At 72.3% G+C, this 13729-nt stretch carries 11 protein-coding genes and 3 tRNA genes; 11 read left to right on the top strand and 3 right to left on the bottom strand.

Annotation, left to right across the window (positions count from 1 at the left end):
• Positions 1-231: 231 nt before the first annotated feature.
• A complete protein-coding gene (locus IF04_RS0120785) occupies positions 232-744 on the bottom strand; it encodes an SSI family serine proteinase inhibitor (RefSeq protein WP_245654449.1) in 513 nt (170 codons plus the stop codon).
• A 225-nt stretch (positions 745-969) separates the two neighbouring features.
• On the opposite strand from IF04_RS0120785, the gene IF04_RS0120790 reads away from it, so the two are divergent.
• The 3 genes from IF04_RS0120790 (at position 970) to IF04_RS0120800 (ending at position 1519) form a co-directional block, all read left to right on the top strand.
• A tRNA-Ser gene (locus IF04_RS0120790) sits at positions 970-1060 on the top strand.
• A 150-nt stretch (positions 1061-1210) separates the two neighbouring features.
• A tRNA-Arg gene (locus IF04_RS0120795) sits at positions 1211-1283 on the top strand.
• A gap of 163 nt (positions 1284-1446) precedes the next feature.
• Positions 1447-1519: transfer RNA gene (locus IF04_RS0120800), tRNA-Arg, on the top strand.
• Between the two features lie 59 nt (positions 1520-1578).
• On the opposite strand, the gene IF04_RS0120805 is transcribed toward IF04_RS0120800, so the two are convergent.
• Positions 1579-2349, bottom strand: a complete 771-nt coding sequence (locus IF04_RS0120805) for an NAD(P)H-dependent oxidoreductase (protein WP_030259763.1) — start codon at positions 2347-2349, stop codon at positions 1579-1581.
• Positions 2350-2420: 71 nt separating this feature from the next.
• On the opposite strand from IF04_RS0120805, the gene IF04_RS0120810 reads away from it, so the two are divergent.
• The 8 genes from IF04_RS0120810 (at position 2421) to IF04_RS0120845 (ending at position 12757) form a co-directional block, all read left to right on the top strand.
• Complete coding sequence (locus IF04_RS0120810; protein WP_051831401.1) at positions 2421-3473, top strand: GlxA family transcriptional regulator; 1053 nt, start codon at positions 2421-2423, stop codon at positions 3471-3473.
• Between the two features lie 42 nt (positions 3474-3515).
• Positions 3516-4427, top strand: coding sequence for a DUF2797 domain-containing protein (locus IF04_RS0120815; protein WP_030259768.1), 912 nt, complete (start codon positions 3516-3518; stop codon positions 4425-4427).
• 219 nt (positions 4428-4646) lie between these two features.
• Complete coding sequence (locus IF04_RS0120820) at positions 4647-5399, top strand: response regulator transcription factor (protein ID WP_030259772.1); 753 nt, start codon at positions 4647-4649, stop codon at positions 5397-5399.
• Between the two features lie 15 nt (positions 5400-5414).
• Entirely contained in the window at positions 5415-6947 is a 1533-nt protein-coding gene (locus IF04_RS0120825) for a sensor histidine kinase (RefSeq protein WP_051831402.1), read from the top strand.
• 26 nt (positions 6948-6973) lie between these two features.
• Entirely contained in the window at positions 6974-8260 is a 1287-nt protein-coding gene (locus IF04_RS39865) for a bifunctional glycosyltransferase family 2/GtrA family protein (protein WP_051831403.1), read from the top strand.
• On the top strand, positions 8257-10308 hold the full coding sequence (locus tag IF04_RS39870) for an ArnT family glycosyltransferase (RefSeq protein ID WP_425428431.1): 2052 nt from the start codon (positions 8257-8259) through the stop codon (positions 10306-10308). The genes IF04_RS39865 and IF04_RS39870 overlap by 4 nt, the downstream gene beginning before the upstream one ends.
• A 92-nt stretch (positions 10309-10400) precedes the next feature.
• The gene (locus IF04_RS0120840; protein WP_030259786.1) at positions 10401-11930 is read left to right on the top strand and encodes an MFS transporter; all 1530 of its coding nucleotides are present in this window, start codon (positions 10401-10403) and stop codon (positions 11928-11930) included.
• Positions 11931-11983: 53 nt separating this feature from the next.
• Positions 11984-12757: a TetR/AcrR family transcriptional regulator gene (locus tag IF04_RS0120845; RefSeq protein WP_030259789.1), complete on the top strand. Its 774-nt coding sequence runs from the start codon at positions 11984-11986 to the stop codon at positions 12755-12757.
• A gap of 9 nt (positions 12758-12766) precedes the next feature.
• On the opposite strand, the gene IF04_RS0120850 is transcribed toward IF04_RS0120845, so the two are convergent.
• Entirely contained in the window at positions 12767-13603 is an 837-nt protein-coding gene (locus IF04_RS0120850) for a YceI family protein (protein ID WP_030259794.1), read from the bottom strand.
• Positions 13604-13729 lie beyond the last annotated feature (126 nt).

Consider the following 13729-nt stretch of genomic DNA (forward strand, 5'->3'; position numbering starts at 1 on the left):
AGGAGGTAATGCCACGGCCTTGTGCGACTCGGCGCACGCCCGACATGTGCCCCGCGTCCTGATCTGGGGCCCTACTTGGGCACGAAACCCGGCCGGTTTCCGCGCGCGTCCGACCGGTTTTCACGGGAAGCGGAACCTCATCTTCCGTCCGGCCCGCCCTGCGTCCTTGTCTCCCGGCACCGCCCTGACGTCGACTTTTGAGTCGACTTGGGCTCCGTCGGCGGGCTCTCGTCAGGAAGCGGTGGAGGGCAGCAGCGGTACGAGCTTGTCCCAGCGGCCGATCTCACAGCCGTTGTCGCGCTTGAAGGTGGCATCCACCGGGCGCCCGGCCCAGCGGCCCGTGACGTGCGCGGTGGCCGGCCCGCCGTGCTGCATCGTGCACACCGCGTCGGGCGCCACCGGAGCGAAGGGGTCCTTGCCCCAGCGCGTCGCCTTGTCCAGCGCCCGGCACGCGTCCTGCGCCTTGGGGTGGTCGCCGCCGGTGGGGTGGCACTTCAGTTCGTGCGTTCCGTCCATCGCGGTACTGCCCGAGTCCCTGACGGTCACCGTCAGGCGGTCCCCGCCGTGCGACAGCGGTACCGGCATCAGCCGGTGCTGCTCCGACGGGGTGACGGCACCGGCCGTCGGCGCGCCGATGGCGGGCGTGATGGCACAGGTGGCGGCGGTCAGGACGAGGGCGGCAATGCGGCGCAGCGCCATCGGGCTCTCCAGGGTGTGGGAACGGGGACGGGAGGGGGTGGGCACCCCTGTCCCTGTTAACGCTCCACCGCGCCGTACGTTGCGCAACCGCGCGATCGCGCACCGCGACCAGGTGCCGCACCGCGCGCCGCGACGCCGGTCCGTACCGGCGGGAAGTGCTTTGCCCAGCCGCCCGTGCGCCTAGTACCGTGGACCTCGATTGGTGACAGCACGCTGAGCTGTGCCATCATCTGCACACACCACATCGCGTTCGCGCGGGTGGCGTTGCGTGGAGGCGTCGCCTAGTCCGGTCTATGGCGCCGCACTGCTAATGCGGTTTGGGTCTTAAAGCCCATCGAGGGTTCAAATCCCTCCGCCTCCGCACTGTGGGTGAAGCCCCGGCCAACTGGTCGGGGCTTCGCTGTTTTTGCAGGTCAGGCATGGTCCGGCTAATGGATTTCGCGCTACGGCCCGGCTCATGTAATGTTGTTCCCGCAACGCCGACCGGCCGAAAAGACGGCCGGGAAGTCAAGCGCTCGTAGCTTAACGGATAGAGCATCTGACTACGGATCAGAAGGTTGCAGGTTCGAATCCTGCCGAGCGCACAGTGCGCGAAACCCCCTCCGGGTGACCCGGAGGGGGTTTTGTCGTGTGGCGTCGTGCGCGGGCGGCGGTGGGTGCGGGGGAAGCCGGATTTCGTGCTGCGCCGCAGGTCATGTACCGTTGTCCCGCAGTGCCGACCGGGTCGAAAGACCGCCGGGAAGCCGAGCGCTCGTAGCTTAACGGATAGAGCATCTGACTACGGATCAGAAGGTTGCAGGTTCGAATCCTGCCGAGCGCACAGTGCACGAAGCCCCCTCCGGGTGACCCGGAGGGGGCTTCGTCGTTCCCGGCGCGCGGTCAGCCGTCCTCGTGGATGCGCAGGTCCTCCCGGCCCGGGGCGAGGTGAGGGTGGAGCGTCAGGTTCGCGTCGTAGTCGCCGCCGTTCTGGGAGCGGTACGGGATCGGGGGCGTGGTGGCGAGGGTGCTCAGGCGCTCGCGCAGCCGGGCGGCGGCCTCGGCGTACCGCTCGGGCGAGAAGCGGTTGGCCCCGGCGACGAGGAGCGGGGGCAGGACGGACATGCCCGCGTACCAGAGCGTGCCGTGCTGGAGGGGGAAGAGGACGGCGTCCAGGCCGCCGTTGATGCCGCGCGGGCCCATCTCGTGCTCGCGGGCGCCGACGGTGAGCACGACCATCGCGCGCTTTCCGGCCAGCCTGCCCTCCCCGTAGCGCAGGGTGCGCCCGGTGGCCTCGTCGAAGACGCCGTATCCGAAGCCCTTCACGAAGACGCGGTCGAACCAGCCCTTGAGGATCGCGGGCATTCCGTACCACCACAGCGGGAACTGGATGATCACCGTGTCCGCCCAGTCGAGCTTCTCGTGCTCGGCCGCGATGTCGGGGGCGAGGCGCCCGCTCTCGTACGCCTCGCGCGAGTGGTTGGCGACGTCCAGGCGGTCGGCCGGGTCGTGGCCGTAGTCGTCGGCGTCCACGACCGGGTTCCACTTCATCGCGTACAGGTCGGAGACCCGGACCTCGTGGCCTTCGGTGCGCAGGGCGGCGATGCCGTCGTCCTTCAGTGCGCCGTTCAGGGAGCGCTGCTCGGGGTGGGCGAAAAGCCAGAGAATCTTCATGTCCTCGATCGTCGGTGGCGCGGTGACCCGAAACGAGTGGCCTGATGGCCATGGTGTGAAAGAATCGGGCCATGGGTGCTTTCACGGAGAGCGGGCGGCACCGGGTCGCGGTCCTGGTGCGGCACGGTCTGCTGCCGATGGAGCTGGGCATCGTCCACCGGATCTTCGGGCAGGCCAGGTCGGCCGCGGGGGAGCGGCTGTACGAGGTGGTGACCTGCGCCGTCGAGCCCGGTGAGGTGCGGACGGACGTCGACTTCACGATCAATGTGGCGCACGGGCCCGAGGCGCTGGCCGAGGCGGACACGGTCGTCGTGCCGGCCTCGCACGAGGACTACGACCCGGAGGACGGGCGGCTGTCCGCGCCGCTCGCCGCGGCGCTGGACCGGATCAGGCCGGGGACCCGGGTCGCGTCGATCTGTACGGGCGCCTTCGTGCTGGCCGTCGCGGGCCTGCTGGACGGCCGGCGGGCCACCACGCACTGGCGGTCCACGGAGGACTTCCGGCGGCTGTTCCCCGCGGTGCGGGTGGACCCCGATGTGCTCTACACCGAGGACGGCAACGTCCTGACCTCGGCCGGAGTCGCCTCCGGCATCGACCTCTGCCTGCACATGGTGCGCAGCGACCACGGCGCCGCGGTGGCCAACGAGGTCGCGCGGAGCACGGTCGTCCCGCCGCACCGCGAGGGCGGCCAGGCGCAGTTCATCCGGCGCCCGGTGCCCGAGCGTCAGTTCGCCACGACCGCCAGGGCCCGGGCCTGGGCCCTGGAGCAGCTGCACCGGCCGCTGAGTCTGCGCGAACTGGCCGCGCGCGAGTCGATGAGCGTACGGACCTTCACCCGGCGGTTCCGGGAGGAGGCCGGGGTCTCGCCGCTGCAGTGGCTCACGCAGCAGCGCATCGAGCGGGCGCGGCAGCTGCTGGAGGAGACGGACCTGTCGGTGGACCGGGTGGCGGCGGACGCCGGTTTCGGCACGGCGGCCTCGTTGCGGCAGCATCTGCAGGTGGCGCTGGGGGTGTCGCCGAGCCAGTACCGGAGCACGTTCCGGGGGCCGGAGACGGGGCCGCAGGCGGGGCTCGAAGCGGAGTACGGAGCGGGGACGAAGGCGGGGGCGACGGCCGCGGTGTGAGGGCGGCCGGGTGAGACCGGCGGGGCGAAGGGCGGCGGGTGCGTGGGGACGAGCTGGCGGTGCACGGGGCCGCGCTGGTCGGGCGAGGCGTTCGGGCTGGGCTGGTGCCGCCCGGAGCGGGCCGAGGAGCGACGCAGCGAGCTGCCCGCCGGGAAGCCGCTGGCGTTCGCCGTCGAGGGTGAGCGGCGCTGTCTGGGCGTGCGGCGGGCCGGGCGGTGGATCCTCTGTCCGCACGCCGCGGTGCTGGACGGGGCGGGCGCGCGCGACCAGTGCGCGGACTGCGCGCGGCTGGACCGTTCGCGGTCGGTGGCGGCGGACACCATGGCGGATGATCCGCGTCCGTACGGCGTCTACCTCGCGTACTTCGGGCCCGGCCTGCTGAAGGTGGGGATCACCGCGGCCGAGCGGGGCGCGGCGCGCCTTCTGGAGCAGGGCGCGGTCGGGTACTCCTGGCTGGGGCGCGGGCCGCTGATGGCCGCGCGGCGCGCCGAGGCGCTGCTGGGGAGCGCGCTGGCGGTACGGGACCGGTTCGGCAAGGCGGAGAAGCGGGCGGCGCGGCGGGCGCTGCCGCCGGCCGCCGAGCGGGCCGCCGCGGTGGCCGCGCTGCACCGCGAGGCGCAGTCGCTGCCGGGCTGGCCGGAGGCGCTCCGGGCGGCGCCGTACGCGTACGTCGATCATTCCGAGGTGTTCGGGCTCGGCCGCATTCCGGCGGAGCCGGGGGCCCTGGCGGGGATCGCGGCGCTGCGGGCGGGGGACGAGATCGCCGGGGCCGTGCTGGCGGCGGCCGGATCGGACCTGTACCTGGAACAGGCCGGTAGGGGGCCCGTGCTCGTCCTGGACACCCGGCTGCTGGCCGGATGGGTGCTGCGCGCCGCGGCCGGGCGGGTGACCACGGCGGCGGTGGTGCCGGAGGAGCGCCAGGAGGACACGGGGCGGCAGGAGGGGCTGTTCTGAGCACGGCGGACCGGACGAGCGGGCCGTAACGTACGGACGGCCACCGCCCCCGCGCTCAGGGCCGATTGTCAGTGGTGCCTGCCATGCTTTTACCAGTGAGACCGGCTGGACCGCGCGGGGGGCGGCCCAGCCGGTCATGCACTCCGCTGCCTGCGTTTCTCAGCTGATTCACAGAAACCCGAAAGGGGGTTCTCAGAGGCCGCGGCCAGGCTGGTCGGCATGACTGCCACTGCCGGCTCGCCGCCCTCCGTGAAGAAGCACCCGGAACTGCTGCGCCCCGACGGGAGCCCGGTGCGCGTGCTCGTCGTCGACGACGAGGCGTCGCTCACCGACCTGCTGTCGATGGCGCTGCGGTACGAAGGCTGGGACATCCGCTCCGCCGGGGACGGCGCGAGCGCGCTGCGGGCCGCGCGCGAGTGGCGGCCGGACGCGGTGCTCCTGGACGTCATGCTGCCCGACCTGGACGGCCTGACCGTACTGGGCCGGCTCCGCCGCGACCTGCCCGATGTGCCGGTCCTCTTCCTCACGGCCAAGGACGCCGTGGAGGACCGTATCGCCGGGCTGACCGCGGGCGGCGACGACTACGTCACCAAGCCGTTCAGCCTGGAGGAGGTGGTTGCCCGGCTGCGCGGGCTGCTGCGCCGGGCCGGTGCCGCCGCCGTACGGCCCTCGTCCGTGCTCGCGGTGGGCGACCTCCTGCTGGACGAGGACAGTCACGAGGTGTCGCGCGGTGGGGTGGACATCCACCTCACGGCCACGGAGTTCGAGCTGCTGCGGTACTTGATGCGCAATCCGCGCCGGGTGCTCAGCAAGACCCAGATCCTGGACCGGGTCTGGTCCTACGACTTCGGCGGCCAGGCCAACGTCGTGGAGCTGTACATCTCCTATCTGCGGCGGAAGATCGACGCGGGCCGCAGCCCGATGATCCACACCCGGCGCGGCGCGGGGTACCTGATCAAGCCCGGTGAGTAGACGGGGAAAGCAGTCATGTCCCGTACTCCCGGCGGTCGTTCGGGGCGCCGCCGCCCGTGGTCGCTGCGCACCCGGCTGGTGGTGGCCGCCGTCGCGCTGATCGCCGTCGTCGGCACCGTCATCGGTACGGTCACCGCCATCGCGCTGCACGACTACCTCCAGAATCAGCTCGACCACCAGCTCGGCGATTCCGTGCGGCGCACGCAGGGCGGCCCGGTCGCGCACGATCCGCTGAAGCGGCAGAGCCTGGACTTCATCGCCATGCCGGGCCAGCCGATCGGCACCGTCGGCGCCCGGGTCGCGCCCGACGGCGATCTCGCGCGGGGCGCGAAGAGCAACGACTCGGGCAGCCACGAGCCCGCCGACCACCTCGATGCCCTGAACGACGGGCAGCTCCGGGCGCTGGCGGCGGTCCCCCGGGACGGCGAGCCGCACACCGCCACGCTGCCCGGGCTCGGTGACTACCGGGTCGAGTCCACGGGCGACGGCTCGGTCGTCGTGGGCTTCCCGCTGGACCAGGTGCAGGAGACGGTCGGCACGCTCATCGTGGTCGAGGTCTGTGTGACGGCCGCCGGGCTGATCGCGGCGGGCATCGCGGGCGCCTCCATGGTCGGCCTCGCGCTGCGGCCGCTGCGCCGGGTCGCGGCCACCGCCACCCGGGTCTCCGAACTCCCGCTGCACCAGGGCGAGGTGGCGCTGCACGAGCGGGTACCGGCGGCCGAGGCGGATCCGCGTACGGAGGTCGGCCAGGTGGGCGCGGCTCTCAACCGCATGCTGGGCCACGTCGGTTCAGCCCTGACGGCACGTCAGGAGAGCGAGACGCGGGTGCGGCAGTTCGTCGCCGACGCCAGCCACGAGCTGCGTACGCCGCTCGCCTCGATCCGCGGCTACGCCGAGCTGACCCGGCGCGGCCGCGAGGACCCAGGGCCCGACACCCGGCACGCGCTGGGCCGCATCGAGTCCGAGGCGACCCGGATGACCGGGCTGGTGGAGGACCTGCTGCTGCTCGCCCGGCTGGACGCGGGACGCCCGCTCTCGTATGCGAGCACCGATCTCTCACCGCTGGTCGTGGACGCGGTCAGCGACGCGCGCGCGGCCGGCCCCGGCCATCACTGGCGGCTCGAACTCCCCGAAGCCCCCGCGCTCGTACGGGCCGACGCGGCACGCCTGCACCAGGTACTGGTCAACCTCCTCGGCAACGCGCGGACGCACACGCCGGAGGGCACGACGGTCACCGCGCGGGTGGCCCGGCACGGCCCGGCCGTGCTGCTGGAGGTTGCGGACGACGGCCCGGGCATCCCGGCGGCGACGCTGCCGCACGTCTTCGAGCGGTTCGCGCGCGGCGACGCCTCGCGGTCACGGGCCGCCGGGAGCACAGGGCTGGGCCTGGCGATCGTCCGCGCGGTGGTGGCCGCGCACGGCGGCGAGGTGGGCGTGGACAGCGTCCCGGGACGGACGGTCTTCACGGTGCGGCTGCCCGCGGAGGGGGATGGCCCGGGCGCCGCTGAGTACTCACAGGCAGGCCACAGCCTCACCACACGGTCGTGACAGCGGGGCCGACGAACGTCGGTCCCATGACGACGACACAGCCGGCCCCGGGATCCACCGTCCCGCTGGGCTCCCTGCCGCCGCGCGAACACCTCCGCCCCGACCGCACCACGACCGTCCTGGACGTCGTGATCCCGGTCTACAACGAGGAGCGCGACCTCGAACCGTGCGTACGGCGGCTCCACGACCACCTGGCCCGCACCTTCCCGTACGGCTTCCGGATCACCATCGCCGACAACGCGAGCACAGACCTGACCCCCGAGGTCTCGGCCCGGCTCGACGACGAGATTCCCGAGGTCACCGCGGTACGGCTGGAGCAGAAGGGCCGCGGCCGGGCGCTGCGCACCGTCTGGACGATGTCCGGCGCGCCCGTCCTCGCGTACATGGACGTGGATCTCTCCACCGACCTGAACGCGCTGCTGCCGCTGGTCGCGCCGCTGATATCCGGCCACTCCGACCTCGCCATCGGCTCCCGCCTCGCCCGCAGTTCGCGCGTCGTGCGCGGCCCCAAGCGGGAGTTCATCTCGCGCGGCTACAACCTGATCCTGCGCGGTTCGCTGGCCGCCCGGTTCAGCGACGCGCAGTGCGGGTTCAAGGCGATCCGCGGCGACGTGGCCGAGCGGCTGCTGCCGATGGTCGAGGACACCGGCTGGTTCTTCGACACCGAGATGCTGGTCCTCGCCGAGCGGGCCGGGCTGCGCATCCACGAAGTACCGGTGGACTGGGTGGACGACCCGGACAGCACCGTGCACATCGTGAAGACCGCGACCGACGACCTCAAGGGCGTGTGGCGGGTGGGGCGCGCGCTGGCCACCGGCGCGCTGCCGCTGGACCGGCTGGCCCGGCCCTTCGGCGACGACCCGCGGGACCGGCAGCTCACCGGCGTACCGGGCGGACTGGCCCGTCAGTTGGTCGGCTTCTGCGTGGTCGGCGCGCTCAGCACGGTCGCGTACCTCCTGCTGTACTCGCTCTTCCGGCTCGGCCTCGGGCCGCAGCTCGCCAACGCGCTGGCGCTGCTGGTCTCCGCGTTCGGCAACACCGCGGCCAACCGGCGGCTCACCTTCGGCGTACGGGGCCGCGACCGCGCGGTCCGCCACCAGGCCCAGGGCCTGGTCGTCTTCGCCATCGGACTGGCCCTGACCAGCGGCTCGCTGGCGGCCCTGAACGCGGCGGCCGGCGACCCCTCGCACGGTACGGAGCTGGCGGTACTGGTCGCCGCGAACCTCGCCGCGACCGTGCTGCGCTTCCTCCTCTTCCGCGCCTGGGTCTTCCCGGAGCGGCTGCACCACCACGAGTCCGGGAGTACGCAGTGACCACCTTTCTTACGAACCGGCACCGCCTCGCCCTGACCGGGCTGCTCGCCGTCACCGCCGTGCTCTACCTCTGGGACCTGGGCGCCTCCGGGTACGCGAACCAGTTCTACTCGGCGGCCGTGCAGGCCGGCAGCGAGAGCTGGAAGGCGTTCTTCTTCGGCTCCTCGGACGCCGCGAACTCCATCACCGTCGACAAGCCGCCGGCCGCGCTCTGGCCGATGGCCCTGTCGGTACGGCTCTTCGGGCTCGGCGCCTGGCAGATCCTGGTACCCGAGGCGCTGATGGGCGTGGCGACGGTCGGCGTGCTGTATGCCACCGTGCGCCGGCGCTTCGGCGCGGGCGCCGGACTCCTCGCGGGCGGCGCGCTGGCGATCACTCCGGTTGCCGCGCTGATGTTCCGCTTCAACAACCCCGACGCGCTGCTCTGCCTGCTGATGGTCTGCGCGATCGCCTGCGTGCTGCGCGCCCTTGAGGACGCGCGGACGAAGTGGCTGGTGCTGGCCGGACTCTGCTTCGGTCTCGCCTTCCTCACCAAGACGCTGCAGGCGTGGCTGATCCTGCCGCCGCTGGCCGTGGTCTACGCGGTCTGCGCGCCCACGACCGTTCGGAAGCGGATCGGGCAACTGCTGCTCGCCGGGCTCGCGCTCCTCGTCTCCGGCGGCTGGTGGGTGGCGCTCGTCGAGCTGTGGCCCGCGGCCTCGCGTCCGTACATCGGCGGCTCGCAGAACAACAGCTTCCTGGAGCTGACCTTCGGCTACAACGGCCTCGGCCGGATCAACGGCAATGAGACCGGCAGCGTCGGCGGTGGCGGCGGTGGCCGGGGCGGCGGCGGTGGCGGCTGGGGCGAGACCGGCATCGACCGGCTGTTCTCCTCCGACATGGGCGGCCAGATCTCCTGGCTGCTGCCCGCGGCCTTCGTACTGCTGATCGCGGGGCTGTGCGTACTGTGGCGGGCCCGGCGTGCGACCGACGCGCTCGGCGCGCAGCAGCGGGACGCGTTCTGGGTCTGGGGCGGCGCGCTGCTGATGACCTTCGCGACCTTCAGCTTCATGTCCGGGATCTTCCACCAGTACTACAACATCGCCCTGGCGCCCTACATCGCGGCGCTGGTGGGCATGGGCGCCGCACTGCTGTGGCAGCGGCGGCGGCACCTCGCGGCGACGGCGGTGCTCGCCGGCACGGTCGCGGGCACGGCGGTCTGGTCGTACGTCCTGCTGGACCGGTCTCCGACGTGGCTGCCGTGGCTGCGCTGGGCGGTACTGATCGGCGGGCTGTTCGCGGCGGTCGCGCTGGCGGCCTTCGGGCGGGGCACCTCCGGCGCCGGACGCCGGCTGGCCGTCGGCGCCGCCGGGCTGGGCCTCGCGACCGCGCTGGCCGGTCCCCTCGCGTACACGCTGAACACGGTGACGACCCCGCACACGGGCTCGATCATCACGGCGGGGCCGTCGGTCTCGGGCGGCATGGGTGGTCCGGGCGGTATGGGTCGCCCGGGGGGTATGGCCCGTCCGGACGGCAAGCTCGGCGGCGGCAACGGCGGCCCGCCGGGAATGCCGCCCGGCCAGGGAGGGGGAACGCCGGGCAAGACGGGCACGCCGCCCCGCACGGGCACCGGCAAGGCGGGCATGCCGCCCGGCCTGCGTACCGGCGAGCGCGGCGCCATGCGCGGAGCCGGCGGCATGGGCGGCCTGCTCAACGGCTCGCAGGTCAGCACGGCCGTGAAGCAGAAGCTGCTGGCGGACGCCGACGAGTACACCTGGGTCGCCGCCTCCATCGGCTCGCAGAACGCCGCCAGTTACCAGCTCGCGACCGGCAAGCCGGTCATGGCCGTCGGCGGCTTCAACGGCAGCGACCCGTCCCCGACGCTCGCGCAGTTCAAGGAGTACGTGCAGGACGGGAAGATCCACTACTTCCTCGGCGGCGGCATGGGCGGCGGCCCGGGCGGCGGCCAGGGCAGCTCCTCGAAGATCACCTCCTGGGTGGCCGAGAACTACAAGAAGGTCACCGTCGGCAGCACCACGCTCTACGACCTGACCAGCCCCAGGAACTAATCCCGGAGCCGGGCCCAAAAACTAAATGTACGGCGTATAAGGGCTCCCTGTACGGTGTAAGCGTCCCGCTCGCATCCGTACAGGGAGCCTCCATGTCGTCCCCCGTGGCCTCCGCTGCCGCACCCGCCGAGAGCCCGCCGCGCCATCCCACGCGCTGGATCATCCTCGGCGTGATCTGCCTCGCGCAGCTCACCGTCCTCCTGGACAACACCGTCCTCAATGTCGCCGTCCCCTCCCTCAACAAGGAGCTGGGCGCGACCACCGCCGACATCCAGTGGATGATCAACGCCTATTCGCTGGTCCAGTCCGGCCTGCTGCTCACGGCCGGCAACGCCGCCGACCGCTACGGCCGCAAGAAGATGCTGGCCACCGGCCTGGTGTTGTTCGGCGTCGGCTCGGTGTGCGCCGGCTACGCGCAGTCCGCGGGCCAGCTCATCGCCGCCCGGGCCGGCATGGGCATCGGCGGCGCGCTGCTGATGACCACCACCCTCGCCGTCGTCGTCCAGATCTTCGACAACGAGGAGCGCCCCAAGGCGATCGGCATATGGGGAGCGGTCAACTCCCTCGGCTTCGCCGCCGGGCCGCTGATCGGCGGCACCCTGCTCAACCACTTCTGGTGGGGCTCGATCTTCCTGATCAACATTCCGGTCGCGGTGCTCGGCCTGATCGCCGTGCTGAAGCTGGTACCGGAGTCCAAGAACCCCTCCGGCGACCGTCCCGACCTGCCCGGCGCTCTACTGTCCATGATCGGCATGGTCTCCGTGGTCTTCGCGATCATCTCGGGCCCCGACCACGGCTGGTTCTCCGCCCGCGTGCTCGGCTCCGCCCTCGTCGGCCTCCTCGCCCTCGCCGTCTTCGCCCGCTGGGAGCTGCACACCCCGCATCCGATGCTGGACATGCACTTCTTCCGCGACCGGAAGTTCGTCGGCGCCGTCGCGGGCGGCATCCTCGTCGCGTTCGGCATGGGCGGCTCGATGTTCCTGCTCACCCAGCATCTCCAAATGGTGCTCGGTTACGAGCCGCTGGAGGCGGGGCTGCGCATCGCGCCGCTCGCCCTGACCGCCGTGGTGCTGAACTTCTCCGGCCTCGCGGGCCGCTGGATGGTCAAGCTCGGCACGCCGCGGACCATAGCCGTCGGCATGACCCTGCTCGCGGGCGGCCTCGCGGCCATCTCGCTCTCGGGCGCGGGCTCCTACAGCGGCATGCTCACCGGACTGATCGTCATGGGCATCGGCGTCGCGCTGTCGATGCCGGCCATGGCCAACGCCATCATGTCCTCGATACCGCCCGCCAAGGCCGGCGTCGGCGCCGGCGTCAACGGCACGCTCATGGAGTGCGGCCAGGGTCTGGGCGTCGCCGTACTCGGCGCGGTGCTCAACTCCCGCTTCGCCGCGCTGCTCCCGGCGGTCGCGGCCGGTGCCGGTTCGCTGCCCGCCGCGCTGGCGGCAGCCCGTACGGACGCGGACCGCGCCGCCGTACGGGACGCCTTCGCGACCGGCATCCAGACCAGCCAACTGGTCGGCGCCGCGGCGGTGTTCGCGGGTGGTGTGCTCGCCGGCATCCTGCTCGGCCGTGCCGAACGCGCCGAACGGGCGGGGCACTCCCGTGCCGAAGCGGAATAGCATCGAGGCGGCAGACCGCGTACGACCAGTTCAGCGATGAGGGAGGGCCGGCCATGGAAGCGACGGGCAGCCGCGCCGGGAAACCGCGGAAGAGTGTCTGGCTGACCGAACGTCCTCCACTGAAGCGGAAGGCGGACCAGCCGGCCGGTCTGGATCTGGACAAGATCGTCGAAACCACGGTCCGGCTGCTGGACGCGGAGGGGCTCGCGAAGTTCTCGATGCGCCGGCTGGCCGCCGCGCTCGGCGTCACGGCGATGTCCGTGTACTGGTACGTCGACACCAAGGACGACCTGCTGGAGCTGGCCATCGACGCGGTGGCCGGCGAGATCGAGCTGCCGGACGAGAGCGACCCGGAGGCGGACTGGCGCGACCATCTGCGGCACCTGGCCGCCGAGTACCGCAAGGTACTGGTCACCCACCGCTGGGCGCCTCGGCTGCTGGGGGAGTACCTCAACGTGGGCCCGCACGCGATCGCGTTCTCCAACGCGACGCTGCGCGTCATGCAGGCCAGCGGGCTCTCCCCGGAGGAGATCTCCGGGGCGCTCGGCGCGGTCTTCCAGTTCGTCTACGGCTTCAGCACGATCGAGGGACTGCACGAGGAGCGCTGCCGGGAGACCGGCAAGACGCTGGACGAGTACTTCCAGGAGGTGGTCGGGGCGGTCCAGGGCCGCCCGGAGTTCGCCGAGACGATGGAGATGTCGGCGAAGGCGCTGGAGATCCAGCAGGGCGTCGGCGTCCGCGAGATGCGCGAGCGCGACTTCGCGTACGCGCTGGACGTGCAGATCGCGGGCATCGAGGCGCTCCGCGACCGGGGCCGCGGAGCGTAGGGGGGATGCTCAGCCGGCCATCGGCAGCGAGTCCCCCTGGACCGCCTGGATGTCCAGCTCCACCTTCAGGGTGGTGCCGATGGCGGCGATACCGGCCGCCACGACCTGGTTGTAGTTCATCTTGAAGTCCTCGCGGTGCAGCTCGGCGGTGGCGCTGAACGCCGCCCGCGTACCGCCCCACGGGTCCGGGCCCGTGCCCAGGTACGACAGGTTCAGGTCCACCGGCCGCTCGACGCCGTGCAGCGCGAGGTCGCCGTGGACGATCCAGCGGTCCGGACCGGCCGCTTCCAGACCCGTGGAGCGGTAGGTCAGCTCCGGGTAGGTCTCCACGTCCAGGAAGTCGGAGTTGCGCAGGTGGCCGTCGCGCATCCCGTTGCCGGTGTCGATCGACGCGGCCTTGATGACCGCCTCGACGCGCGACTTCTCCACGTCCTCCGAGATGTCGATCCGGCCGGAGAACTCCGTGAACCGGCCGCGCACGCTGGAGATCCCCAGGTGCTGCGCGGCGGCGGCCACCGACGAGTGCATCGGGTCGATGGTCCAGGGGCCGGGCGGCGGCAGCTCCGCGCCGCCCTGCCGGGCCAGCGTCACATTGCCGACGTCCATCCGGCCACTCGCCGTCACGATCGAGGTCGAGGCGACCGGCGCGTAGCCCACGGCCGTCACGATCACCGTGTACGGGCCGGGCTGCAGCGGGGCCGCGTCGCGCACGACGCCGTCCTCGTCGGCCGTGGCCCGCAGGACCTGCGTGCCCGTCATGTCCGTGACGGTCAGCACCGCGTGCTTGACCGCCCAGCCGTCGCGTGTCCGGACCTGTGCCCGAACGCCCGCGCCAGTCGAACTCATACCCACTCCCGATTCGTGCTTGGTACATATGGGCCCCGGCCGGCGGCGTGCAGGCCGTCCCCTGCCTGTGCGCCCGCCGCCGCCGGGGCCCTTGGTCCGGCCCGGGGCGCGTCTCCGCTCAACGCG

Origin of the sequence: Streptomyces violens, assembly GCF_000717745.1 — a bacterium.
GTDB lineage: Bacteria > Actinomycetota > Actinomycetes > Streptomycetales > Streptomycetaceae > Streptomyces > Streptomyces violens.